Origin of the sequence: Streptomyces sp. NPDC047028, from assembly GCF_040644095.1 — a bacterium.
Taxonomy (GTDB): domain Bacteria; phylum Actinomycetota; class Actinomycetes; order Streptomycetales; family Streptomycetaceae; genus Streptomyces.
Genome location: NZ_JBEYVS010000027.1, coordinates 1 through 24,646, shown reverse-complemented (window position 1 = coordinate 24,646; position 24,646 = coordinate 1). Strand labels below are relative to the sequence as shown.

Below are 24,646 nucleotides of genomic sequence, written 5' to 3'. Positions count from 1 at the left end.
AGCCCCCGGCCGTCCGGCCCGGTGTCACACGCCACCCCCCGGCCCGGCGCTCCCCTCAGGCGGCCCGGTCCCGTCAGTCGGCGGCCCGGCTCACCCCCGCCGCCCGTGCCAGCGAACGGCGGTGGCCCCGGCGAAGTCGCCGGCGTGAGCGAATCCTCCCAGCACGACGAGGTCGCCGTCCTTCACCTGACCCGAGCCGATCGCCCGGTCCAGGGTGACGGGTATCGCCGCTCCGAACAGATTGCCGTACGCGTCGAAGGTGTTGAGGTGCCGCTCGGCCGGCAGTTGCAGCGCCTCGCGCCAGTTCCGCAGGAAGGTGCGGTTGGGCTGGTTGGTGATGAGGACGTCGATGTCGGTGCTCGCCACGCCGAGCCGCCGGCACAGGTCCGTGATCACCTCGGGGACCAGCCGGTTCCCGCGCGCCAGCACCTTGGCGACACTCGCGTCGGTGAACCCGATCCGCAGCTGGGACTCGCCGGGCTCCCAGTACTTGCGACCGTCGTCGACCGCCACGGTCATGTCACCGGCGTACGTCCCGAAGTGGCGGGTCTCCACGTCCAGCACCGGCGATTCGGCCGACGTCGTCAGGAACCCGACGCCGCACCCGTCGCCCGGAATCGCCGCCTGGGCGAGCTTGCGCACCTCGGACTGGGTGAACCACTGCCCGGCGGCGCTCTGGGCGTTGCAGATCAGCGCGGTCCGGGCGTCGGTGGAGACGAGGATCTGCCGGGCCAGCTTCACCATCTGCACGAACGACGCACAGCCCGCGTTGGCCACGTCGACGAGCCACTCCGGGTTCAGACCGAGCCGGCGCGCCACCTCGGTCCCGGCGCCGACGAACGGCAGGTCGGGCAACTGGCTGTGCACCAGCAGTACGTCGACGCCCTGGATCTCCTTCCGCCCGTGCCGTTCGATCAGCGGCTGCACCGCCCGTTCGACCATGTCCGCGTTCGTCTCGTCCGCCGCCACGTGGTGCCGCGACGGCGGGACCTTGAACATGGGATGGTGACGGAGCTTGTCCTCGGCTCCGGGATACTCCGTGTAGTACGCGGCGGGCACCGGTTCGCCCGGCAGGTAGCTCGCCACGTCGGTGAGGCTGACCGTGGTCACCGGCTCACCGTCCTCGCCGGAGCCGTACCGACGGGCAGTCCGCGCCGGTGGCGGTGTTCCAGGATGGCCTTGAGGTTGCGCATCTCCACGGTGTGGCCCGCGTAGAAGAGGTCCCAGTAGTCGCCCACCCAGGGCCGGTCCGGGCGGGGGGCCAGGTCGGGGCGCGGATTCTTGTCGTAGTAGGGGTGCCGGCAGTTGGTCCAGGTGATCACCGAACCCGGTTGGTTCAGGACGAGTTCGGCCGGCACGACCCGCATCAGGTAGATCATCCACAGCTCGTCGCCCTGGTCCCAGGAGCAGTGGTAGTCCACGGTCATGGCCTCTGGGTTCGCGACCACCTCGCAGTAGATGGCGGTGTCGTCCTCCAGCCGGTCACGGCCGGCCCACAGCCCCGGCGTGCCCGTGGGCGCGAAGTCCCGCAGGCTGCACGTCCATTCCTCCAGGTGGTGCCCCTGGCGCAGATAGTCGTAGGCCTGCTCCGGGGGACAGTCGACGTACTCGTGGATGGTGCAGTACTGCCCGTAGACCTGGTGGTGGGGGTAGACCGAGTGGGTGAGTTCCATGCAGTGCGCGGTCAGTTCCTCCTTCCCGGCGTTCTCGATCCGGATCAGACCGGGGATGTCAGCCAACGTGGACGACTCCTCGCTCATCTGAAATCTCCTTTTCTTCAAGGTTCGTGGTGAAGGACTGGAAGGGGAGGAACGGGGGGATCTCGTACGGGTCGCAGGTCACCGCCACGAACGCCGGGCCGCCGCCCGCGTTGCCGCGCAGCAGCGCCGTGCGCAGGTGCGCCGCGTCGACGGCGCCCGTGGCCCGCAGGGACGGGAAGGCGGCGGCGACGCCGGCGGCGATGTCGGCCGGGACGAACAGGTCGTCGTCACGGACGCCGCCCTGGAGGTGTTCCTCCCGCAACGCGCACATGCCGTGCGCGTTGTTGTTGAAGATCACGAACGTGACGGGGGCGTCGTACTCGACGGCCGTGTGCACCTCCATCCCGTGCATGAAGAAGGCCCCGTCGCCGGCGAGGACGTAGGTGCGCCGGCCGGTGGCGAGCGCGGCTCCGATCCCGGCGCCGAACGTGTAGCCCATGCCGCCCATACCGGTCGCCACCACGAAACGGCCGTGGCGCGGTGCCGGGAGGCGGTGGATCGCGGCGGCCCCGGCGTTCCCGGCGTCCACGAAGACGTGCGCGTCCTCGGGGAGCGCGGCCTCCACGGCGGCGACCGCCCGGGCCAGCGGGACGGTCCGCTCGCGGGCTCCGCCGGGCGGCCCCGGGGTGGGGGAGGGGCGGGGGCCGGAGTGCGGCGGGCAGGGCCGTGGCCGCGAGGGCAGGCGGACGGTCACCGCGCGCAGCGCGTCCCGCAGGTTCCCGCCGAGTACGGTGGCCGCCACGAACGGGGCCTCCGGGCCGAGGGACACGACGTCGGTGCCGGCCAGGGCGCGGTCGAGGCCGCCGCGCGCGAGGAGCGGCAGCCGGGTCCCGGCCAGCAGGCACAGGTCCGCCCGCCGCAGGCACTCCTCCACGTTGGCGTGACCCATGACCCCGGCCACTCCCGCGAACCGGGGGTCATGGTTGTCGAAGACGTCCTTGGCATCCGGAGTGACCGCGACCCACGCCCCCAACCGCCGGACCAGTTCGGCGAGTTCCGCCCGCGCGCCGTCGGCGGCGACGCCCTCACCGGCGACGACGAGGACGCGACGGGCATCGCGGAGGGCGTCCACGACGGCGTCTACGGCGTCTACGGCGACGGAGTCGAGCCTCGGCGCAGACGCAGACGCAGCTGCGGACTCAGGAGCCGGGCCGCGGGCCGGCAGGTGAATCGCCGCCTGCTGCACGTCCTTGGGCAGCAACAGCACGGCCGGACCACGAGGCTCGGCCTGGGCCGCCGCGACCGCACGGCGCAGCAACTCCGGGAAGGAGTCCGCGTCGTGGACCCACGCGCAGAACCGGGAGACCGGGGCGAAGACCTCCCGCGCGTCGAAGGAGCCGGCCTTGCCGCTGGAGTCCTGGAAGGCGCCCTGGCCCTCCTGGCCGGTCGGCGGCTGGCCCACCAGGGCCAGGACGGGCACCCGGGAGGCGTACGCCTCCGCCAGACCCGGTACGAGGTTCATCGCCCCGCCGCCCGAGGTGGCGACGACCACGCCGAGGCGACCGGTGGTCCGGGCGTAGCCGTCGGCCATGGTGACGGCGGAGAACTCGTGCTTGGCGACGACGCCGCGGACGGCGCCGCCGCGGTGCACGGCGTCGTACAGGTCCTCGATGTTCGCGCCGCCGACACCGAACAGGTGGGTGACGCCGGCCCTGGCGAGTTCCCCGGCCAGGTGGTCGACCAGTCGTGACGATCGCGCTGCGGACGCTTCCGAGGCCGTGGTGGTCATGCGGGACTCGACTCCCTCTCGTGGTGCCGGTCGATGAGACCGGACGGCGTGATGACCTGGAACCGGTGCCGGTATTCCTTGGGGGTGAGGCCCAGGATCCGCCCGAAGGAGCGGAAGAACGTCTCGGTGGCCGTGAACCCGCAGCGGCCGGCGATCTGGCCGATCGTCAGGTCGGTGGTCTCCAGCAGTTCGCGTGCGCGGGCGATACGCGTCCGCTCGACGTACTGGCCGGGCGTCGTGCCCACCTCGCGGCGGAAGACCCGGGCGAAGTTGCGGTGGCTCATGTTGGCCTGCCGCGCGATCTCGGCCACGGGCAGCGGGTTGTCCAGGTTCGCCAGGATCCACTCCTGCGCCGCCCGGATCGGCGGATGGTCGGCCAACTGGGCGTCGAGGACGGCGCTGTACTGCGACTGTCCGCCGTGCCGTTTGAGGAACAGCACCAGGAACCGCGCCGTCTCCAGCGCGAGCGCCGCCCCGTGGTCGGCCTCCACCAGGGCCAGCGCCATGTCGATGCCCGTCGACACGCCTGCGGAGGTCACGAAGGGGCCGTCCCACACGAAGATCGGTTCGGCGTCCACCGTCACCCGCGGATAGCGGCACGCCATCGCCTCGCTGTACGCCCAGTGCGTGGTGGCGCGTCTGCCGTCGAGCAGGCCCGCCTCGGCCAGCAGGAAGGATCCGCCGCACACGGAGGCGACCCTGCGCGACCGGGCCGCCGCCCGGCCGATCCAGGAGACCAACTCCTGGTCCCGGAGCGCCCGGTCGAGACTCCAGCCACCCGGCACGAGCAGGGTGTCGATCGGTCCTTCCCCCGCCTCCAACGGCGAGGCACCCAGCACCACCCCCGAACTCGTACGCACCAGCGGCGCGTCGGCGGAGACGAAGTCGGTCCGGTAGGGGGTCCCCGAGGCCCCCAGGAGCCGGTTCGCGGTATCGAACACTTCAATCGGTCCGGTGATGTCCAGGGCCATCGCCCCCGCGTACACCACCACAACAACACGTCGCTCCAGCACGGTGACAGCCTGTATCGGCCGTCGCACTGGCTGCAATGACAGATTATTGACGTATCCGGCCAGCGGGCGGCCGCGGACGCCGCGAGGAGGCCCACGGCCAGGCAGATTGCACGACGAGCGGCCGACGCCAGGTGAGGCAGCTCACAGGGCGCCCCCTCAACATCGTTGCGGTGCCCGGCCGTCGGTCGCTGTCGCACCCCGCGGCCCGAGCACACCTCCAACCGGACGGATCGGCCCGTCCGGTGCTACGACGAGGCCGGCCGGTCCGGGGAGCGGAGGACGAGCAGGGTGATCTCGCTGGGGGCGAAGACGCGGAACGGCGGTCCCCAGAAACCGGTGCCGCGGCTGGTGTAGAGGAGTGTGCGGGCGCCGTGGCGGCTGAGGCCGGCCAGGGCGGGCTGGTCGATGCGGACCAGGTGGTGGAAGGGCCAGATCTGGCCGCCGTGGGTGTGGCCCGACAGCTGGAGGTCGACCCCGGCCGCCGCCGCCCGGTCGACGAACTTGGGCTGGTGCGCCAGGAGCAGCACCGGCAGGCCGGGGTCGGCGCCGTCGAGGGCGCCGGCGAGGTGGGCGCGGTGGCCCGCCAGACCGGAGGACTCGGCGGTGACGTCGTCCACGCCGGCGACCACGAGGGTGTCGCCCCCGCGTTCGAGCAGCAGGTGGCGGTTGCGCAGCGGCTGCCAGCCCAGCTCGTCCATGAGGTCGACCCAGCCCTGGGCCTCGCTGTAGTACTCGTGGTTGCCGGTGACGTACACGCGGGCCCGGGTGGCCCGCACGGTCCCGAGGGGCAGGGCCTGGGCGCGACGGCACTCGGCCGTGCCGTCCGCGATGTCGCCGGTGTGGCAGACCAGGTCGGCCTCCAGGGTGTTCACCGTCTCGCACACCCGCGCCGACCAGCGGGCCCGGTCGAGCGGGCCGTAGTGGGTGTCGGTGACGAGGACGACGCGGGTGCCGTCCAGTCCGGCGCCCAGGCGTGGGAGGCGTACGTCGAGCCGGCGCACGCGGGGTACGCGGCGGGCCTCGGCGTACCCCCAGACGAGCAGTACGGCGGTGACGCCGAGGACGGCCCACGTGACGATCCGGGCCCGGCCCTGACCGTCCTCCACGCCGGCCACGGTCAGCGCGAGTCGCAGGACGACACCGAGCACGACGGACCACGTGAACAGGACCCAGCTGCTGCCCAGCAGGGTGTCACCGATGATCGCCGCCCGGTCCTGCTGGCGCCGGCCGTGGCCGCGCGCCATCGCGAGCGGCATACCGGCGAGGCCGAGGACGAACAGGACGGTGCCGGCCAGTGTGGCGGGCAGCGGCCAGTGCTGGCCGCCGTACAGGAGAACCCAGCAGGGCACGGCCCACAGCAGGACGGGGGCGACCAGAGGGAGGTAGCGCATCAGGCGGTGCAGCAGGCTCAGCCGCGGTGCCGGCGCCTCACCCTTGGCGGGCCGGATGTCGCTGGTGTCGGTCACGTTTCCCCTCCCTGACCGGACTGCCCTTCCGCGCACTGTATCCGGTCACCCCCGGCCCGGCCGGACCGGTGTTCTCGGGGCGGCCGGGGCGAGGGAACGGGCGCGGGCGCGCCGGCGGGTGGCGTGGAGGTAGTAGGCGACGGCGCCGACGACGAGGCCGACGATCCAGGAGATGTCCGCGTCGCCCAGGGCCTCGGCCAGAGGGCCTTCGTAGACGGGGCTGTCGATGAAGGGGATCTCGGCCGCGATGGTGAGCAGGAAGATCAGCACGGCTCCGGTGTCGCAGCGGCCGTACGGGCCGTCCTTGCGGAAGAACGCCTGCACGTCGTAGTCGCCGTGGCGGACCAGGTAGTAGTCGGTGAGGTTGATCGCCGTCCACGGGATCAGCAGGTAGAGCAGGATCAGGATGATGTTCTGGAACAGGTCCATCGTGTGGGCGCCGGCCAGGAGCGCGAGCACGGTCGTCACGGCGGTGAACGCCACGGTGAACAGGGTGCGGGCGCGCGGTGCCGCCTTGGCGCGGCCGGTGGGGGAGACGCCGCTGAGTGCGGTGAGGAAGGCGCCGTAGGGGCTCTGGGCGGAGCCGGGGATGCCGCCGAGGACCAGCGCCGCGACCAGCAGCCCCGACACGGCGGGGAACTGGTGGGCCAGGAAGCCGATGGAGTTGTCGCCGAGCGAGTCGCCGCCCACGACCGCCGCGAACGCACCGATCACCATGACCCAGGACCCGCCGACGGCCGCGCCGAGGTACGTCCACCAGAAGGTGGCCTTCGCCGGGGTGGACTCGGGCAGGTAGCGGGAGTAGTCGGAGACGTACGGGGCCCAGGTGATCTGCCAGGACGCGAAGATGGAGATCGCGAGCAGCACGGTCCCGGCGTTGACCGACGTGCCGTGGTAGTGGGCGGGAAGGTGCCGGGCCAGCTGGACGAAGAGCGCGAGGAAGACCACGCCGGAGACGACGGAGAGGTACTTGCTGACGGCGTGGATCAGCTTGTAGCCGACCACGGCCACCGCGAGGGTGGCCAGGTTGGAGAGGACCACGCCCGCGGCGTAGGGGACGTGGATCCAGTCGGCGACCGCGTGGCCGTTGACCACCGCCCCCTCCAGGGCGAAGCCGAAGTACATGGCGACCACGATCGCGACCGGGAGGATCGCGCCGTAGAAGCCGAACTGCGCCCGGCTCTGGATCATCTGAGGGATGCCCAGCTGCGGTCCCTGGACGGAGTGGTAGGCCATGAAGAGGCCACCGACCAGGTTGCCGACCAGGATCGAGAAGACCGCCCAGGGCAGGTCGAGGCCGATGGTGACGGCGAGGGCGCCGTTGACCAGGCCGGTGATCTGGACGTTGCTCGCGAACCAGAGGGTGAACAGGTGCCAGGGCTTGCCGTGGCGTTCGCCGGCGGGGACGTGGTCGATAGCGCGCTGTTCGAGGGTGCTGCTTCTCCGGAGGCTGTTGCTCCGGGGGCTGTCGCTCATGGTGCGGGCCTTCCTCTGTTGCCGGGACGGGAACGGGAATCGGACGAGGTGCGCTACGGCGCTGCCGGTGCCGGCACCGGAGCCGTTGCCGGGGCGAGGCGGTGGAGGGCGAGGGCCGCGTACAGGGCCGCGCCGTCGGCGAGGACTCCGTCGTCGAACTCGACGTGGGGGGAGTGGTTGCCGGGTGCGTCGCGGTGGTCCCGGCCGGGCGGGGCGGCGCCGAGCTGGACGATGGTGCCGGGGATCTCCTCCAGCACCCGGGAGAAGTCCTCCGAGGCGGTGAGCGGACGCGCCATCTCCTCGTAGCGGTCCGCGCCGAAGAGTTCGCGGGTCACGTCCGCGGCGAAGGCCGACTCGGCGGGCGCGGCGACGGTGGGCGGGTACTCGTTGAGGTACCGGACTTCGACCTCCACCCCGTGGGCGGCGGCGACGCCCCGGCACAGCCGGGTGAGCTCGCCGGCGAGGCGTTCGCCCGTGCTCCGCCGGAAGGTGCGGACGGTCGCCTCGAACCGCGCGGTCTCCGGGATGACGTTCGCGGCCGTGCCGGAACGGATGGTGCCGACGCTGAGGGCGGCGGGCTCGAGCGGTTCCACCACGCGGGCGAGGGCGCCGGGGAGTTCGCTGATCATGGCGCAGGCGGCGGGGATCGGATTGCGGGCGTGGCTCGGGGCGGAGCCGTGGCCGCCGATGCCGCGCACGGTGACGGCGAGGCGGTCGGAGGCGGCCATCAGCGGTCCGGGGCGCGTGGCGAACCGTCCCCCGGGCCAGTGGCGCGCACTGACATGCAGCGCGTACGCCGCCCGCGGTCGCTCCCCGGCCGTTTCCAGCAGGCCCTCCTCGATCATGTGCCGGGCGCCGTCGTGGCCCTCCTCGCCGGGCTGGAACATCAGCACGATCCGGCCGGCCCACCGGTCCCGCCGCGCGGCGAGCAGGTGCGCGGCGCCGGCCAGCATCGCGGTGTGCAGGTCGTGGCCGCAGGCGTGCATCCGGCCGTCGAAGCGCGAGCGGTAGTCCACGCTCGCCCGCTCGGTGACGGGGAGTGCGTCCATGTCCGCGCGCAGGAGGGCGACCGGTCCGGGACGGCTGCCCTCCAGGACGGCGGTCACCGAGGAGAGCGCCCGGCCCTGCGTGATGGTCAGCGGGAGCCCGTCGAGGGCGCCGAGCACCTTCTCCTGCGTGCGGGGCAGGTGCAGCCCGGTCTCCGGTTCCCGGTGCACGTCCCGGCGCAGCCGGGTGAGCCACTCGGACATCCGTCGCGCGTCGTCCCGTAGGTCCATCGCTTCCCTCCGGTGTTCCTCGGCCGTTCGACCGGCCCCAGTCGGCGCAGACGATGATGCGGCACCGGTCACAGTGAGCGGATGGATAGGCTGAATCAGACAATCGCAGCCGTAACAGCGAGGGAATCGAGCATGATCGACGAGGAGGACCTGTCTCTGGTGCACGCGCTCCAGGTCCGGCCGCGGGCCTCCTGGACCGAACTGGGGGAGGTGCTGGGGTGCACGCCCGCGACGGCCGCCCGCCGCTGGGAACGGCTCGCCGAGGCCGGGTCGGCGTGGGTCACGGCCGTGCCCGGCCCGAACTGCTCGGCCCTGACGGCCTACGTCGGTCTGCGCTGCGCGCCGGGCACGCGCGAGGAGGTGGCGGCGGCGCTCGCGCATGATCCGGCCGCCGTCACCGTGGAGATCACCGCGGGCAGCCACGACCTGCTGGTGGAGGTCATCACGGCGGATCTGGCCTCGTTCGGCCGCTACCTGCTCGACCGCGTCGAGCGCCTACCCGGGGTGACCGGCTCCACGGTGGCGATCGCGACCGATGTCGTCACGGAGGCCAGCCGCTGGCGACTCGACGCGCTGGCGCCGGTCCAGTCCGCCGCCCTCGGCCGCGCCGACCGCCCCGGCGGAGTGCCGGGGCGGTCGCTGACGGAACTGGACCGGCGGCTGCTGACCGGACTGGGGCGGGACGGCCGCCTGGCCTGGCACCAGCTGGGGCAGGCGGCGGGCACCAGCGCCGCCACCGCACGCCGGCGGACCGAACGTCTGGTCGGCAGCGGGGAGGCGGCCCTGCGCTGCGACGTGGCGGGCCCGCTCTTCGAACGCCCCGTGACCGTCTCACTCTGGGCGCGGGTTCCGGCGCCTGAACTGGTGGCGGTCGCCCGTCACTTGGCGGCCGTCCCCAGCGTGCGGTTCGTCGCGACCACGGCGGCCAGAGAGAACCTGCTCGTCACGCTCTGGCTGCGCAGGGCCGAGGAAGTCCACCGGCTGGAGGCCGATCTCGCCGCCCGGCACCCGGACGTCCTCGTCCAGGACCGCACGATCGCGCTGCGCACGGCCAAGCGCATGGGCAGGCTCTTCGACGCGAGCGGCCACGGCGTCGGATCCGTCCCCCTCGCCCCGTGGGCCGAGCCGGCCCCGCGCTGAGTTCAGCCGGGTCGATGGTCGAAGGCCAGTGGCCGGTCAGTGGTAGGTCAGTGGTCGAAGGCCGGAGCCTGGCGATGCCGTCGCGCTGGATCTCGGACGTGCCGGTCAGGATGCGGAAGGCGGACTCGGCGACGAACGGCCGGAACCGCCTTCGGTGACGCGCGGGTCCAGGACCTGCTGCACATGGGCACCCGGGTCGGCTACGCGGGCCGCCCCTTCGACAAGAAGATCGAGGCACAGCGGTACCACGCGGTCGTGGCCCCGCAGTTGAGGCCCTTGGGCCACAGCGGTCCGAACAGCATCCGCGAACACCTGCTGACGGCTCGCGCCACCGGGGCCCCGGGAGCGGAGTTCCGCTACGAGAACGGCAACGTGGAGACGCCGCCGAAGTCCTCCGCAGGGTCACGGGCCTGACCACCTCCGCGCTCCTGAGCGGCCTCGTGTGGACCGGGATCGGCGCGGAGGAGGACGCTTACTACATCCTGGACACCGACGGTGTCGAAGCCGCCGGCTGGGGATTCAGCGCGACGGCACGCGACGTGGCCCGGCTCGGCGAAGATGCTGCGTTGCGGCGGCGCGGTGGGAGGCCGGCAGGTGATCCCGGCGGAAGTGGCCGGCACGATCACCACCGGCGTACCCGACGTCTACCCCCGCCGGGTCAGCTTCCCGGCCGCACCCCCCATCTCACCGGCCACGCGTCCCCCGCCCCGGTCATCGACGCGGGGTGGGCCACCGGTCTGGCAACGCGATGCCACGCCCTGTGTGAGTGCCTTGTGTTAGTGTTCTGCGTTTGCGTGGTCGTCGCGGTGGGCGATTCCGCCTGATCGGTCCGCGCGTGTGCGGGCTGCTGTTCGATCCTGCCGGGCCTTCCTCGGTACGTTCCCCCTGCGGAAGGCTGTTCATGAAGCACCCCGACGAATCCGCCATCACCCACGGCGTCCCCGCCCAGCCGGTGGCCACGACCCCGGCGCCGCCCCCCGCCCTCTCCTTCTCCGGCCTGGAACTGCCGGCGGAGGTGCTGCGGACGCTGAGCGCCCTCGGGGTGCGCGAACCCTTCCCCATCCAGGCCGCGACACTGCCCGATGCCCTGAAGGGACGCGATGTCCTGGGGCGCGGGCGCACCGGATCGGGCAAGACGCTCGCGTTCGGCCTGCCGCTGCTGACACGTACGGCCGGGCGCCGCGCCGAACCGAAGCAGCCCCTCGCCCTGATCCTCCTGCCCACCCGGGAGCTGGCCCAACAGGTCACCCAGGCACTGGCGCCGTACGCCGAGGCGCTGCGGTTGCGGATGACCACGGTCGTCGGCGGCATGTCGATCGGCCGGCAGATCACGGCGCTGCGCCAGGGCGCCGAGGTGGTCGTCGCCACCCCCGGGCGCCTGCACGACCTGATCGAGCGCAACGCCTGCCGCCTGGAACGGGTCAGGATCACCGTGCTGGACGAGGCCGACCAGATGTGCGACATGGGATTCCTGCCGCAGGTCACCGACGTGCTCGACCAGGTGCGGCCCGGCGGTCAGCGGATGCTGTTCTCCGCCACGTTGGACCGCGACGTCGATCAGTTGGTCCGCGGCTACCTCCACGACCCCGTCGTCCACTCGGTCGACCCGTCCGCGGGCACCGTCACGACGATGGAGCACCACGTTCTGGTCGTCCACGGCCCCGACCGCTACGCCGTCGTCACGGAGATAGCCGCCCGCGACGGCCGCGTACTGCTGTTCCTCGACACCAAGCACGCCGTCGACCAGCTCACCCGGCACCTGCGGGCCAGCGGGGTGCACGCCGGCGCCCTGCACAGCGGCAAGTCCCAGCCGCAGCGCACACGGACCCTGGCGCAGTTCAAGGACGGTCAGATCACCGCTCTGGTGGCCACCGACGTCGCGGCCCGGGGCCTGCACGTCGACGACCTCGACCTCGTGGTCAACGTCGACCCGCCCACCGACCCCAAGGACTACGTGCACCGGGCCGGCCGCACCGCCCGCGCCGGAGAGTCTGGCAGCGTGGTCACGCTCGTACTGACGGGCCAGCGGCGCGAGACGAGCAGCGTGATGGCTGAGGCCGGCGTCGAGCCGACCGTGACCAAGGTGCGTTCGGGCGAGGCGGAGCTGAGCCGGATCACCGGTGCGAAGGCTCCGTCCGGCGTCCCGCTCGACGGCGGGCCCGCCGTCCCCAGGGCCAAGAACACGAACGCTCCCTTCCGCGGTCTCGGCACCACCAAGGACCCCTCCCGCCGCGCCGGAGGGAAGTCCCGGAAAGCCGGCGAGGCCCGCAGGCTCGCCGAGGCCCGCAAGGCCGCGCACGTGCGCCGCAACGGCTGAGAGGCTGCCGCCCCGGCAGGAATTCCGGCCCCGGGGTCGACACCCTCCGCCCGGCACCCCGCCCTGCATGACAAGCTGTGCCTGCCCCACCCCCACCGAACCCAGGAGGTCACCATGACCGCAGAGTCCGTACCCACGGAAGGTCAGGAAGGTTCGGAGCCGGCCGCCGTCCCCGAGACGTCCCCCCTGGCCCCTGACAGCGACGGCAACTACGACCTCAAGCGCAAGTTCCGCGAAGCCCTGGCACGCAAGCGCGGTGCGCAGGCGGACGCGGCCGACGGCGCCGCCAACCCGGACGCGTCGAAGGTACGTGCGGCGCACGGCCCGGCTGCGACCCAGCGGTCGTTCAGGCGCAAGAGCGGCGGCTGAGCCGATCAGTCTCGCGGGCCCGGGAGGTCCGGCGTCCTGCGCGCCGATGTCGATATCCGATGGACCCGCCGCGTCCACACGCCCTCATCCACGAGGCCGCACAGACCAAGAACGAGGAGGCTACAGGGTCGAGCCCACGTGAACAGCTAGCGCGGGGTGACGAGTTGGCCGTGGCGCTGGTGGCCGTGCGGTGTCTGGACGACCCGACTGCGATCCGGTCGGACGAGATGAGAACGCTTCATGGACTCCGAAGTGCGCCACAAGCCGGTAGGGCGCGGAGTGTGTGAGGTGGGGCGATGCGCCTGACGGCGTGGGCGGTGCACCCGAAGAGCGCCGCCGACGGATGACCCGCCCGGATGCGGAACTTGCGGGGACGGGACGTCGGCGTGACCGTGGAGACGTGTCCCGTCGGCGGTTGTCGCCTCACCTCATGGACGCCCTTGCCCCGCGCGGCGGGCGAAAGACAGTGCGAGGCCGGTTTGCGCACATGCCGGGCGCCGCGTCGGTGGCCGTGGTGGCGCTGACCGTTCCCCTGGTGCTGCTGGAGCACGACCATCAGTGACAGCACGGGAAAACCGGCCCCCTCATGATCATCCCGCCCTCCACCTCCTCGAAGAGGAAAGACTTCCATGACGCAGTCCACGGAGCTTGCACCGGTCGTTGTGGGAACGGACGGCTCGGACGTCTCGGGACTCGCCCTGCGCTTCGCGCTGCACGAGGCCCAGTTGCGCGGGACCGGCCTACGTGCCGTTTGCGCCTACGATTTCACCGCCTCCAGGACGAGCAGTCTCGGATGGCTGACCGTGCCGGATTCCCACGACCTGGACACCCAGATGCGCGACGCCACGTACGAGGCCGTCGCCCAGGCCGTGGCGGAAGCCGGGCAGGAACTGGGGGGCGCCGCGGTCGAAGTGGAGATCAAGGTGGAGCCAGGACGGCCCTCGCAAGTCCTGCTGGACGCGAGTGCGGACGCCTGCCTCCTGGTCGTGGGCAGCAGAGGCTCGGGAGCGTGGGGACGCCTCACCCTGGGATCCACCAGTACCGAGGTCGTCCATCACGCTCACCTGCCTGTGGTGGTCGTGCCGTCCATGACGGAGGCCGAACCATCCTGATGGGCGCCCCTCACCGACCAGGTGAGCGCGTAGTGCGACAAGGCAGGGCGACATGGATGACGGCGGTCGACCGCGCCGGGGGGAAGCACCATGGCGGACACCCCGCGGCGGCAGCGGAGCCGGGCCCCGGGCGGTGTATCCGCGTGGCCGCCGCACCGTGCGCTGGACAGGCACCGGTAGCGGCACGTGCTGGACGCGATCCGTGCGGTCAGCACCGACATGGCTACGCGCACCGTGCTGCACAGCATCGTGGGAACCGCAGGCCCCGGCGGCGCCGGCCTTCTGCTGGGCGGACGACCTGCCGATCGGCGCGGCGGCTTCTCCTGGTCGGTGCGCGTTCTAGTCGGTCGGATGGGGCCAGCGCGCCAGGCTGCCGGGGGAGGGAACGGATTGCGTGGCTTCCGCTGCTGAGGGGTACATCTCGTAGCTCTTCCGCATGCCGCTCAGGTCGAAGAGTTTGAGCATGCGGGGGGAGACGGACGCGATACGCAGCGAGCCTTCGTGTTCACGGATGCGCTTGGTGATCGCCACGATCACGCCCAGTCCCATCGAATCCATGAAGGGGACGAAGCTCAGGTCCAGCACGAAGTGGCGGTGTCCCTCGTCGACGAGCTTGATCACCCCTTCCCGGATCAGGGGTGTGGTGTGAGCGTCCAGCTCACCGTCGACCTCGACGACGGTCCAGCCGTCGACCACGTCGTAGCTCACCATCATGCTCTCGTGCCGGATGATGTTCGTTCGCATCGCCATCCCTCCTTCCCGGCGTGTGACGGCGCGAGACCCCCGTCGTGGTGCGGCAGAGACGGCCGGCCCGCCCCGCGGTCGCGGCCCGCGCAGGCACGTGTTCGCGTGAACGACGGCGGCTGCCGCCGTCGCCGTCTCCCGCGCGGGTCACCGGTTCCTGGTCAGCCACTCGGCGAGGACGGCGGTCTGGCCGTGGTCCACGTCCTTGGTGGCCGTCAGCAGCGTGAGCTTCTCGTGGGCCGCGAGGAACTTGGTGAAGCGGCTGGGCTTGTGGCCGTACCACTTGCGCAGTTCGCTGGAGGGGGCGACGTCACGTAGCCACTCGTCCAGACGCGCGTCCTCCTTTCGCATGCCCCGAGGCCGGATCCGGTCGACCAGCACACGCTTGCCGTCCCCGGGCGCCGTCTCCTCGTAGACCCTGCGGCAGGTGATCTGTTTGGCCACGATGCTCCGTGGCCTGCCGCGAAACGGATGGTCCCGACCAGCCCATTTTATCGGAGGCGGCTCATGCGAACCCGTCGAAGGAACATGCCGGACGGCCTGGCGAGGACATCATGTGGCCACGAGGTGGCCGGCACCCGCCCCCGCCCGCATCACCCGCACTCCTGCACCGAGGCGCCGCCGCCGTCGCCGGGCTGCCACGGTGACATACGTTCCCAGGCTGACGGCGAACAGCACAAGCGCGGTGACGTCGAGGCCGGCCTGGGCCCCCGTGGAGGAAATGACGACCGAGCCGGCCTGTCCTGACGGAAGGGCGGATCCGCGACCGCGCCAGGCGACGACGGCCGACGCCCCGACTCCGCGAGGCCGGGGCGGCAGGCGGCGCTTCACGCGTCCTTCAAGCGCCGGGTCGTCTCGGCGATGTAGTGGTCGCCGTAGGCGGCCGCGACATCGCCGAGGTCGACCATCGCGGGAAGTCGACGACCGATTGCCGCTCGGCGAGGTAGAGGGCGGTCTCCTCGATCACACGCTGCTCGTCGGCCTCCGCCGCATCGAGTTCGTCGACGACGGCCGGGCTCGCCTGGAACCGGGATTCGATCACGCCCCCGCTGTACCGGAGGTGCACCAGGTAGTCGTGATCGCCCATCGGCTCAATCTGGAATCGCTCGGACATGATGGCCGACTACCCGCGATGCCATCGGCTGTCACGGCGCAAGCGGCTCGGCTCAGCACGAGATCCGCCGCAGCCGGTCCCCGGTTCGCCATCGGCTGGATGGTACGGAAGGGAGGAGCAGCGCACGCAAGTGCGCAGGGGCGCGGGACGTGGACTTCGGCCCGGGCGGGCCGGTGTCGGTGCCTTGGACGCGCCTCGCTCGCGAGTTCCACGCTGCCAGGGGCCTCGGGCGGGCAGCAGGCAGCGAGCCGGCTTCCGGGGCGGTCGAACGCCGACCGGCCGTCGGTGCGTGCAGGCACGGCGTCCTGGGCAGAGTGGTCTCACGCATCTTTGATGGCTCATCAGACAAGTCAGCATCCGGTCAGCATGAGTCGCCAGGCCTTCCTGGAGGATTGCCTGGACAGGCGCCGTGCGGCGCGAAAGCCCAGGCGTGAAGCCGTCCCGCCCGAGCGGAGCGATGTTCCTCACAACACCGGGCAGGGATGTCGGTGTAGGGTCAAGAGCGCCCTTGACCTGCACAAAGCGGGCAGGGAGCCGTCTTTCGGGAGTCCAACATGCTGCGCACCATGTTCAAGTCCAAGATCCACCGCGCCACCGTCACCCAGGCCGACCTGCACTACGTGGGGTCGGTGACCATCGACGCCGAGCTGCTGGAGGCCGCCGATCTGCTGCCCGGTGAGCTGGTGCACATCGTCGACATCACCAACGGTGCCCGGCTGGAGACGTACGTCATCGAGGGCGAGCGGGGGTCCGGGGTCATCGGGATCAACGGAGCGGCGGCCCACCTCGTCCACCCCGGCGACCTGGTGATCATCATCAGCTACGCTCAGGTCAGCGACGCCGAGGCCCGCGCGCTGAAGCCGCGGGTGGTGCACGTCGACGGTGACAACCGGATCGTGGCCCTCGGCGCCGACCCGTCGGAGCCGGTGCCCGGCTCGGACCAGGAGCGCAGCCCGCAGGCCGTGGGGGCCTGACCGCCGGACGAGGACCAGGAGCGTGCGTGCCCGTGAGCGACATCGAGATCCGTGATGACCGGGCGGCGGGCCGCCTGGAGGCCGTGGCCGACGGCGAAGTCGTCGGCCGCATCGAGTACTTCGTGCTGGACTCGCCCGCTCCCGCCCTGGTCCCCGTTCATACGATCGTGGAGCCGGCCCACGAGGGGCAGGGCATTGCCGGCTCCCTGGCCCGCGAGCTGTACGCCCTCGCCGAGCGCGCCGGTGTCCCCGTGGCCCCGCTGTGCCCGTACGTCGTCCAGTGGGCCGAACGCCACCGCGACGTCGCCCCGCCCGCCGACTCGGAGCTGCTCGACGCTGCGAAGCGGTGGCTGGCGGCGCACCCCGGCCGGTTCTGATGGCCTCCCGGACGATGCTCGCCCTGCTGCACACCTCGCCCGCCCACATCCCCGTCTTCGACGCCCTGCGCGACGGCGACCACCCCGGCCTGCGCCTTTGCCACCTGGTGGACGAAGACCTGCTGGAGCGGGCCGGGCGGCACGGCGTCGACGCCGTGACCGACGACGTGCGGGCCGCCCTCGACCGGGCCGTCGCCACCGGCGCGCACGCCGTGCTCTGCACCTGCTCCACGATCGGCGGCGCTGCCGAGGACCTCGGCGCCGACGCGGTCGTACCGGTCCTGCGCGTCGACCGGCCCATGGCCGCCGCCGCCGTCGCCGCCGGCCCGCGCGTCACCGTCCTCGCGACCGTCGCCGCCACGCTGCGCCCCACCGTCGACCTGATCGAGCAGGAAGCGGCGCGCTCGGGCCGGCCCGTCTCCGTCCGCACCCGGCTGGTCGACGGCGCCTGGCGCCATTTCGCCTCCGGTGACACCAATGCCTACGCCCGTCACGTGGCCGCCGCGGCCGACGCGGTCACCGCCACCGAAACCGACGTGATCGTCCTCGCCCAGGCCTCCATGGCCCCGGCCCAGCGGCTCACGGACACCACGCTCCCGGTGCTCTCCAGCCCGCGCCCCGGCCTGGCCGCCGCCGCCCTGGCGGCGGTTTCCGGCCACTGAGCACGGCCACCTGGCCCCGCGCCGTGCCCGCCGTCGGGTGAGTGGCCGGGCGGGCCGTGAGTGGCCGCGCGGGCCCCGGGTAGGCGGGGGAGTAGTCCAGAGGCGACGTCCAGCACCGTCCAGCGACCGGCCGGAGGACACCATGACCAACCCGCACCCCGACCCCGTCCCCCCGGGCCCGACCCCGGGCCCCACCCCCACCCCACCGGACCCCTACCCGTCCCCGGTCCCACCCCCCGCACCGGGCCCGGAACCGACGCCGCCCGCACCGGGACCGGACCCCACCCCACCCCCGGCCCCACCCGCACCGGGCCCCGACCCCACACACCCGCCGGCTCCACCCCACCCCGGACCACCGGGCCCCGCCCCGGTCCCCCCGAACCCGGACCCGACCCCCACCCCAGAACCGGGCCCACCCCTCACCTGACAACTCCGGCCCACTTCAACGCGTCCCAAAGGGGCGCGGGGAACTGCGCGACAAGCCACCAAACACCCGCCCCCGCGCAGCAACCGCACCCCACGCCCCCTTGGGCGCCAAGCCGGACCGGGCCGAACCGAACGAACCCGGCCCTACGCCGAAACCTCCCCCCGCTCCCCGCCCCACAGCGTGTGGAACGCCCCCTCCCGGTCCACCCTCCGGTACGTGTGCGCCCCGAAGAAGTCCCGCTGCCCCTGCGTAAGCGCCGCAGGCAACCGTTCCGCCCGCAACGCGTCGTAGTACGCCAGCGCCGCCGCGAACCCCGGCGTCGGCACCCCCTGCCGCACCGCGGCGACCAGCACCTCGCGCCAGTCGTCCTGCGCCGCCGCGATCTCCTGTGCGAACGTGCCGTCCGACAGCAGGCTCGGCAGGTCGGCGCGCGCGTCGTACGCGGCCCGGATCCGGTCCAGGAACGCGGCGCGGATGATGCAGCCGCCCCGCCAGATCGAGGAGACCGCACCCAGGTCGATGTCCCAGCCGTACTCCTCGCTGCCCGCGGCGATCTCGTGGAAGCCCTGCGTGTACGACACGATCTTCGACGCGTACAGCGCCTGCTCCACACGGTCCGCGAACGCGCCCGCCTCAGCCTCGCTCAGCGCCGACGCCTTCGGCCCCGCCAGCCCGCGCGACGCCTCACGCAGGGCCGCGTGCCCGGACAGGGACCGCGCGAACACGGCCTCCGCGATCCCGGACACCGGCACGCCCAGGTCCAGCGCGATCTGCACGGTCCAGCGGCCGGTCCCCTTCTGCTCGGCCTGGTCGACGACCACGTCCACGAACGGCTTGCCGGTCTCCGCGTCCACGTGGGACAGCACCTCGGCGGTGATCTCGATCAGGTAGGAGTCCAGCCGCCCGGTGTTCCAGGTGCGGAAGATGTCCGCGATCTGCGCGGGGGAGTACCCGGCGACATCGCGCAGCAACTGGTACGCCTCGCCGATCAGCTGCATGTCGGCGTACTCGATGCCGTTGTGCACCATCTTCACGAAGTGGCCGGCGCCGTCGGGGCCGACGTGCGTCACGCAGGGTGCGCCGTCCGCCGCCTTCGCGGAGATCTTCTCCAGCATCGGGCCCAGCGACTCGTACGACTCGGGCGATCCGCCCGGCATGATGCTCGGCCCGTGCAGCGCGCCCTCCTCGCCGCCGGAGATGCCCGCGCCGACGAAGTGGAGGCCGCGCTCGCGCAGCTCCCGCTCCCGGCGCCGGGTGTCCGCGAAGTGCGCGTTGCCCCCGTCGATGATCATGTCGCCGGGCTCCAGCAGCGGCGCGAACTCCTGGATCACCGCGTCAGTCGGCTCGCCGGCCTTCACCATCACGACGAGCCGGCGCGGCCGCTCCAGCGCCGCCACGAACTCCTTGGCGGTCTCGGCCGCGACGAACTCGCCCTCGTGCCCGAACTCCTCCACCAGCGCGTGCGTCTTCGCCGCCGTACGGTTGTGCACGGCGACCGCGTAGCCGTTGCGCGCGAAGTTGCGGGCGAGATTGCGGCCCATGACCGCCAGGCCCGTGACGCCGATCTGCGCTGAAGTGCTCATACCGCCTGCTCCCTGGTTGCCTTGTCAGTACGGCCCCGTCCGTGCGGGCCACGGCCCATCCTGACGCGCCGCTCCGGCGAGCGCACATCCGGCCCGCCGCGCTTGAGTACGCGCGGGACCTGCCCGACGCCTCAGCGCGGCCCCGTCCGGCCGCCGGCTCCGTCAAGGCACGCCGTTCCCCCGGCCACTTGACGGGCCGACGCGGCCGAAATGCCGTCTTGTCATGGCCTGTTCGCGGCGCTTACTTTTGCCCCTCCTGACGCATGCCGAGGGGACTTCGGACATGGCCGTACGCGGCCGGCATCGCCGGTACCAGCCGAACAGGATCAACCGCGCCTCGCTCACCGTCACCGCGAGCGGCGCCGGCCTCGCGATCCCGCTGGTCGCCGCGGGCACCGCCGGCGCGGCCGACTCGGCCACCTGGAACAAGGTCGCCGCCTGCGAGGCCAGTGGCGACTGGAACATCAACACGGGCAACGGCTACTACGGCGGGCTGCAGTTCACCCAGTCCACCTGGGAGGCGTACGGCGGCACCCGGTATGCGCCGCGCGCCGACCTGGCGGGCCGGGAGCAGCAGATCGCCGTCGCCGAGAAGGTCCTCGACGGGCAGGGGCCGGGCGCCTGGCCGGTGTGCTCGGTGCGGGCGGGACTGCACCGGGACGGTGGCGGAGCGGCGGTGCACACCGAGAGCACCCGTGAGCGGCCCGCACGGGCCACCGGCGGCGAGCCCGCCTCCGCTCACACCACCACCGCTCGCGCCAAGTCCGCCTCCGCCCCCGACGTGCGCCCCCAGACCACCCCGCAGTCCCGGGCCGGCAAGGCCGAGATGTACACCGTGGTGCACGGCGACACCCTCTCCGGGATCGCCGAGGCGGAGCGGGTGCCGGGCGGCTGGCAGCGGCTGTACGCCGGCAACCGGACGACCATCGGCGCCGACCCCGACCTGATCCTGCCGGGACAGCGGCTCGACCTGCGCGCCACCGGAACCCCGGCCGCACACCCGCCGCACACCACCACCAAGTCCCCCAGAAGGAAGGCCCCGGAGCGAAAGCCGCCGGAGCACAGGCAACCCCACCACGAGAGCCACCACGGCCACTCGGCGTCCACCGACCGGCACACCCTCGTGGCACCGGTGCACGCGGCCATAGGCACCGGCTACCGCGTGGCCGGACCGCACTGGTCGAAGGGCTACCACACCGGAGTGGACTTCCTCGTGCCGACCGGCACCTCCGTCAGCGCGGTCGAGGCCGGGCACGTCGTGGCCGCGGGCTGGGGCGGCTCCTACGGCTATCAGGTCGTCATCCGGCACGCCGACGGCCACTACACGCAGTACGCCCACCTGTCGGCGATCTCGGTACGCGCCGGGCAGAGCGTCGCCGCGGGCCGGCGCATCGGCCGGTCCGGTGCCACCGGAAACGTCACGGGCCCGCATCTGCACTTCGAGGTGCGGACGGGGCCCGGGTTCGGTTCTGACGTCGATCCGCTCGCCTATCTGCGAGCCGGTGGGGTCAAGATCTGACGTGATCAGATCAGGATCTGACGTGGTCAGGATCTGACACGGGCGCGGTGCCGGTCCAGGACGGGCAGCGGTACCGCGACGCCCGAGGGGAACGGGACGTAGGACGCCGGGAGGCAGGACTCGACGGCCCTCCGGGCGTCCGCGGCACCGGGCGGCACGCCGTCCGGGACCGGCCGCCCGAGCACGTCGTCCAGCAGCCTCTCGACACCGGCGCCCACCTCGCCGTCCGCGACGTCGTCCGCTCCGGGCCCGGCACCGGCCCCGGAGTCGGCCACGTCCGCGCCCGTGGCGCCCGCCACCGGCTCGGTCCGCGCGTTCTCCACCGTCGGACGCTGCTGCGGAACCGCGTCGAGAGCCTCCGCCGCGGGCACCGGGGCCGCCCCACCCCGTCTGCCGCCCGCCGCCTCCACGGGCACGGCCGCCGGCCGCCCGACGCTCCGCCCGATCCGCTCCGTCGTCAGCAGGATCAGGCCACCCGCCGCCACGACGCCGCAGCCCAGTGCGAGCACGGTGCCGGTGGTGCCGTAGCGGAACGTCTCGCCGAACATCGTGATGCCCACCGCCGCGGCCAGCACCGGGTTGACCACCGTCAGGGTGGCCAGCGGCGCGGCGAGGCCACCGCCCTTGTACGACGCCTGGGAGAGCAGTACGCCCGCGGTCGCGAAGACGGCGATCACGGCGAGGGAGGGCAGTTCGGTCAGGGCGACGCCGTGGGTCCAGTCGACGGCGACGGTCTTGGTGAACACCGACGACATGCCGAACGCGATGCCCGAGCCGGTGGCGAGCAGCACGCTGCGCACGGCCGGGTGCCGGTGGGCGGCCCGGCCCGCGATCATCAGGGCGACGACGGCGCCGCCGGTGACCAGGGCGACGCCCACCCGCTCGGCCGCGTCGAGGGAGCGCGTGTCGGACGCGCCGACCAGGGAGAGCAGGCCCGCGAGGCCGACCGTGGCCATGATGGCGCCGCGCCAGGCGGTGGCACCGGCCTTGCGGCCGACGAACAGCGCGGCCATGGGCAGCGCGAAGACGATGGTGAGCGCGCCGAGCGGCTGCACCAGGCTGAGGGGGCCGTAGGCCAGCGCGACGACGTGCAGCAGACCGCCGAGACCGTTCAGGGCGAGCGCGCCCCACCAGCTGGGCCGGCGCAGCGGCGCGTACTGCCCGCCGGAGGACACCGCGACCTGTTCCTGCACGATCGCCCCGGCCGCGTAGGCGACGGCGGACACGAACGACAGGAGCACGGACAACGCGAGGGCGCTCATCGGCGGCTCCCCTGCGTGAGGCCGGGGCACTGGTCCCGGCGCGGCGTACGGTCGGCTCTCATGAGCAACACTCTGCCGTCCCGGCTTGTTCCCGTCGTCGTTCCTGAGCACTCAATGCGTCCTACTACCGATGGAGTACGGCAGCGTCTCGATCATCCCCAGGGTGGGTTATCGGTGGCGCGCCGCCCAGGGTCCGGGGTCCCCGGCGGCACCCGCGCCCTCGGCTGCGGCCCCCGGGGCGGCACCCCGAGCGCACCCTGGTAGTACTGCTCCTCGTGACCCTCGACCCCGGCCTCGCCGCGCTCCGCCCGCTCGGCGGCTTCTTCGTCCTGCGTACGGTCGCGGAGGGCGCCGGGGCCGACGGCGCGCCGCCCCCGACGCTCGCGGAGACCTACGCCGCGGCCGGCGCGGGGGTTGACCCGAACGCGCTGACCTCGCGTGTCGCCACGGTCGCCGACCGCCTCGCCACCCGGGAGACGCGGGTCGCCGCCTCCATCGCCCACCAGGCACTCGCCGCACGGCTGTGGTCCCCGGCCCTCGCCTGCGCCGCCCTGTACGGCAGCGTCCCGGACCTCGCCCCGCGCCTGCTGCGCTGGGACGGCTCGGCCGCCGCCCCCGACGATCTCCAACTCCGCGGGGTCCGTGGGCTGCCCGGGGACGCCGGCACCCTCGCCGAGACGGTCCTCCTCGGGCACCTCGAACCCCTAGGGGCAGCCCTGAGGGCCCGCTACGGGATCGCGGCCGGCCTCCTCAGGGGCAACGCGGCCTCCACGCTCGCCGGCGCCGCCCGCGAACTGGACCGCTGGGCCCACGCGCACGGCCGAACCGACGTGGCGGTGCGGTCCTCCGAGCTCACCAGCGCCCTCTTCGCCCACCCGCTGCTGCGCGGCACCGGCTCCCGCACCGGAACGGCGTTCCGCCGGCGCAGCTGCTGCCTGTACTACCGGGTGCCCGGCGGCGGAGTATGCGGCGACTGCTGCTTCACCCGGCCGCCGCGCTCTTCCCCGCGCGCCCCATCCGGGTGACCATGAGGGGAACCTGCCGCCGGAACCAGGGGGTTGTCGGGTGCGAGTGGGACTGCTGAGCCGGGAGTATCCCCCGGACGTGTACGGCGGCGCGGGCGTCCATGTGGAGTTCCTCGCCCGCGAACTGGCCTCGCTGGTCGACCTGGAGGTGCACTGCTGGGGCGAGGGACGCGGGGTGGGCGTCGTACGCCACCGCCCCTGGTCCGTCCTCGACGGTTCCAACGACGCGCTGCGCACGTTCTCCGTGGACCTGTCCATCGCGGCCGCCCTCCAGGGGCGCGAACTCGTCCACTCGCACACCTGGTACGCCAACCTCGCCGGCCACCTCGCCAAGCTGCTGTACGGCGTCCCGCACGTGCTCACCGCCCACTCCCTGGAGCCGCTGCGGCCCTGGAAGGCCGAGCAACTCGGCGGCGGCTACGCCCTGTCGGGGTGGAGCGAGCGCACCGCCGTGGAAGCCGCGGACGCCGTGATCGCCGTATCGGGGGCGATGCGGGAGGACGTCCTAGCCTGCTACCCGGCGCTGGACCCGGCGAGGGTGCACGTCGTGCACAACGGCATCGACACCAGCCTGTACCGGCCGGACCACGGCACCGACGCCCTCGTGCGCGCCGGCCTGGACCCGAAGCGGCCGTACGTGCTGTTCGTCGGCCGGATCACCCGGCAGAAGGGAGTGCCCCATCTGCTGCGCGCCGTACGGGACATCGACCCGGGCGTCCAGGTCGTGCTGTGCGCGGGCGCGCCCGACACCCCGGAGATCGACCGGGAGTTCCGGGAGCTGTTCCAGGAGTTGAGCCGGGTGCGCGAGGGCGTGCACTGGCTCCCGCAGATGCTGCCGCGCGGGGACGTCGTCCAACTCCTCACCCACGCCGCCGTGTTCGTCTGTCCTTCGGTGTACGAGCCGCTGGGCATCGTGAACCTGGAGGCGATGGCATGCGGCACGCCCGTCGTGGCCTCCCGGGTCGGCGGGATTCCCGAGGTGGTCCGGGACGGGGAGACGGGCCTGCTCGTCCCCGTCGACGACGACTTCGAGGCGGGTCTGGCGCGGGCGCTGGACACCGTCCTCGGCGACCCGGAGGCGGCCCGGCGGATGGGGGAGGCCGGACAGCGGCGCGCGCGTGGCGAGTTCGGCTGGGACACGGTCGCCCGCCGCACGGTCCGGCTGTACGAGGAGATCCTCAAGGCTTAAGGACCTGTCCGGCGGTTCTTCGTGGGCCCGCGACGCCTGGCACGCCCTCTCGCCGCACGCCCGAATCACCCGAGTACGTCCAGTACGAGGGCGATCCGGGCGCACGCCGAG

At 72.8% G+C, this 24,646-nt stretch carries 24 protein-coding genes; 12 read left to right on the top strand and 12 right to left on the bottom strand.

Annotation, left to right across the window (positions count from 1 at the left end):
- Positions 1 to 90: 90 nt before the first annotated feature.
- The 7 genes from ABZ854_RS23465 to ABZ854_RS23435 form a co-directional block, all read right to left on the bottom strand.
- Entirely contained in the window at positions 91 to 1,110 is a 1,020-nt protein-coding gene (locus ABZ854_RS23465) for a ketoacyl-ACP synthase III family protein (protein WP_361214061.1), read from the bottom strand.
- On the bottom strand, positions 1,107 to 1,760 hold the full coding sequence (locus tag ABZ854_RS23460; protein ID WP_361214059.1) for an SRPBCC family protein: 654 nt from the start codon (positions 1,758 to 1,760) through the stop codon (positions 1,107 to 1,109). Before ABZ854_RS23460 ends, ABZ854_RS23465 begins: the two co-directional genes overlap by 4 nt.
- Entirely contained in the window at positions 1,732 to 3,489 is a 1,758-nt protein-coding gene (locus ABZ854_RS23455; protein ID WP_361214057.1) for a thiamine pyrophosphate-binding protein, read from the bottom strand. Before ABZ854_RS23455 ends, ABZ854_RS23460 begins: the two co-directional genes overlap by 29 nt.
- On the bottom strand, positions 3,486 to 4,502 hold the full coding sequence (locus ABZ854_RS23450; protein ID WP_361214055.1) for a GlxA family transcriptional regulator: 1,017 nt from the start codon (positions 4,500 to 4,502) through the stop codon (positions 3,486 to 3,488). The genes ABZ854_RS23455 and ABZ854_RS23450 overlap by 4 nt, the downstream gene beginning before the upstream one ends.
- Positions 4,503 to 4,747: 245 nt before the next feature.
- Positions 4,748 to 5,968 (bottom strand): metallophosphoesterase, encoded by a 1,221-nt coding sequence (locus ABZ854_RS23445; RefSeq protein WP_361214053.1) that lies wholly within the window; start codon positions 5,966 to 5,968, stop codon positions 4,748 to 4,750.
- 45 nt (positions 5,969 to 6,013) lie between these two features.
- The gene (locus ABZ854_RS23440) at positions 6,014 to 7,444 is read right to left on the bottom strand and encodes a cytosine permease (protein WP_361214051.1); all 1,431 of its coding nucleotides are present in this window, start codon (positions 7,442 to 7,444) and stop codon (positions 6,014 to 6,016) included.
- Between the two features lie 53 nt (positions 7,445 to 7,497).
- The gene (locus tag ABZ854_RS23435) at positions 7,498 to 8,721 is read right to left on the bottom strand and encodes a M20 family metallopeptidase (protein ID WP_361214049.1); all 1,224 of its coding nucleotides are present in this window, start codon (positions 8,719 to 8,721) and stop codon (positions 7,498 to 7,500) included.
- Positions 8,722 to 8,853: 132 nt separating this feature from the next.
- Here ABZ854_RS23435 and ABZ854_RS23430 point away from each other — a divergent pair, with 132 nt between their 5' ends.
- From ABZ854_RS23430 to ABZ854_RS23405, 6 genes are all read left to right on the top strand, one after another.
- Positions 8,854 to 9,861: an Lrp/AsnC family transcriptional regulator gene (locus ABZ854_RS23430; RefSeq protein ID WP_361214047.1), complete on the top strand. Its 1,008-nt coding sequence runs from the start codon at positions 8,854 to 8,856 to the stop codon at positions 9,859 to 9,861.
- A gap of 183 nt (positions 9,862 to 10,044) precedes the next feature.
- Positions 10,045 to 10,275 carry a hypothetical protein gene (locus ABZ854_RS23425; protein WP_361214045.1) on the top strand — a complete coding sequence of 77 codons (231 nt, stop codon included), beginning with the start codon at positions 10,045 to 10,047 and terminating at the stop codon, positions 10,273 to 10,275.
- Between the two features lie 487 nt (positions 10,276 to 10,762).
- Complete coding sequence (locus ABZ854_RS23420; protein ID WP_361214043.1) at positions 10,763 to 12,178, top strand: DEAD/DEAH box helicase; 1,416 nt, start codon at positions 10,763 to 10,765, stop codon at positions 12,176 to 12,178.
- Positions 12,179 to 12,292: 114 nt separating this feature from the next.
- Positions 12,293 to 12,547 (top strand): DUF5302 domain-containing protein, encoded by a 255-nt coding sequence (locus tag ABZ854_RS23415; protein WP_361214041.1) that lies wholly within the window; start codon positions 12,293 to 12,295, stop codon positions 12,545 to 12,547.
- A 430-nt stretch (positions 12,548 to 12,977) separates the two neighbouring features.
- Positions 12,978 to 13,109, top strand: coding sequence for a hypothetical protein (locus ABZ854_RS23410; protein ID WP_361214039.1), 132 nt, complete (start codon positions 12,978 to 12,980; stop codon positions 13,107 to 13,109).
- A 67-nt stretch (positions 13,110 to 13,176) separates the two neighbouring features.
- Entirely contained in the window at positions 13,177 to 13,659 is a 483-nt protein-coding gene (locus tag ABZ854_RS23405) for a universal stress protein (protein WP_361214037.1), read from the top strand.
- 339 nt (positions 13,660 to 13,998) lie between these two features.
- On the opposite strand, the gene ABZ854_RS23400 is transcribed toward ABZ854_RS23405, so the two are convergent.
- The 3 genes from ABZ854_RS23400 to ABZ854_RS23390 form a co-directional block, all read right to left on the bottom strand.
- Positions 13,999 to 14,403, bottom strand: a complete 405-nt coding sequence (locus ABZ854_RS23400) for an STAS domain-containing protein (RefSeq protein ID WP_361214035.1) — start codon at positions 14,401 to 14,403, stop codon at positions 13,999 to 14,001.
- 147 nt (positions 14,404 to 14,550) lie between these two features.
- Entirely contained in the window at positions 14,551 to 14,847 is a 297-nt protein-coding gene (locus ABZ854_RS23395) for a DUF488 family protein (protein WP_361214033.1), read from the bottom strand.
- 394 nt (positions 14,848 to 15,241) lie between these two features.
- Entirely contained in the window at positions 15,242 to 15,517 is a 276-nt protein-coding gene (locus ABZ854_RS23390; protein ID WP_361214032.1) for a hypothetical protein, read from the bottom strand.
- A gap of 554 nt (positions 15,518 to 16,071) precedes the next feature.
- On the opposite strand from ABZ854_RS23390, the gene panD reads away from it, so the two are divergent.
- The 3 genes from panD to ABZ854_RS23375 are packed head-to-tail and all read left to right on the top strand — an operon-like array spanning position 16,072 to position 17,530.
- A complete protein-coding gene (gene panD, locus ABZ854_RS23385) occupies positions 16,072 to 16,491 on the top strand; it encodes an aspartate 1-decarboxylase (RefSeq protein ID WP_361214030.1) in 420 nt (139 codons plus the stop codon).
- 32 nt (positions 16,492 to 16,523) lie between these two features.
- On the top strand, positions 16,524 to 16,868 hold the full coding sequence (locus ABZ854_RS23380) for a GNAT family N-acetyltransferase (protein WP_361214028.1): 345 nt from the start codon (positions 16,524 to 16,526) through the stop codon (positions 16,866 to 16,868).
- 14 nt (positions 16,869 to 16,882) lie between these two features.
- Entirely contained in the window at positions 16,883 to 17,530 is a 648-nt protein-coding gene (locus ABZ854_RS23375; protein WP_361214202.1) for an aspartate/glutamate racemase family protein, read from the top strand.
- Between the two features lie 570 nt (positions 17,531 to 18,100).
- Here ABZ854_RS23375 and gndA read toward each other — a convergent pair.
- Positions 18,101 to 19,540 carry an NADP-dependent phosphogluconate dehydrogenase gene (gndA, locus tag ABZ854_RS23370; RefSeq protein WP_361214026.1) on the bottom strand — a complete coding sequence of 480 codons (1,440 nt, stop codon included), beginning with the start codon at positions 19,538 to 19,540 and terminating at the stop codon, positions 18,101 to 18,103.
- A gap of 283 nt (positions 19,541 to 19,823) precedes the next feature.
- Here gndA and ABZ854_RS23365 point away from each other — a divergent pair, with 283 nt between their 5' ends.
- Positions 19,824 to 21,059 carry a transglycosylase family protein gene (locus ABZ854_RS23365; RefSeq protein ID WP_361214024.1) on the top strand — a complete coding sequence of 412 codons (1,236 nt, stop codon included), beginning with the start codon at positions 19,824 to 19,826 and terminating at the stop codon, positions 21,057 to 21,059.
- 26 nt (positions 21,060 to 21,085) lie between these two features.
- Here ABZ854_RS23365 and ABZ854_RS23360 read toward each other — a convergent pair whose 3' ends face one another.
- Complete coding sequence (locus ABZ854_RS23360) at positions 21,086 to 22,321, bottom strand: DMT family transporter (protein ID WP_361214022.1); 1,236 nt, start codon at positions 22,319 to 22,321, stop codon at positions 21,086 to 21,088.
- Between the two features lie 275 nt (positions 22,322 to 22,596).
- Here ABZ854_RS23360 and ABZ854_RS23355 point away from each other — a divergent pair, with 275 nt between their 5' ends.
- Positions 22,597 to 23,346, top strand: coding sequence for a (2Fe-2S)-binding protein (locus tag ABZ854_RS23355; protein WP_361214020.1), 750 nt, complete (start codon positions 22,597 to 22,599; stop codon positions 23,344 to 23,346).
- A gap of 40 nt (positions 23,347 to 23,386) precedes the next feature.
- Positions 23,387 to 24,535, top strand: coding sequence for a glycogen synthase (gene glgA, locus ABZ854_RS23350; protein WP_361214018.1), 1,149 nt, complete (start codon positions 23,387 to 23,389; stop codon positions 24,533 to 24,535).
- The last annotated feature ends 111 nt before the right edge of the window (positions 24,536 to 24,646 follow it).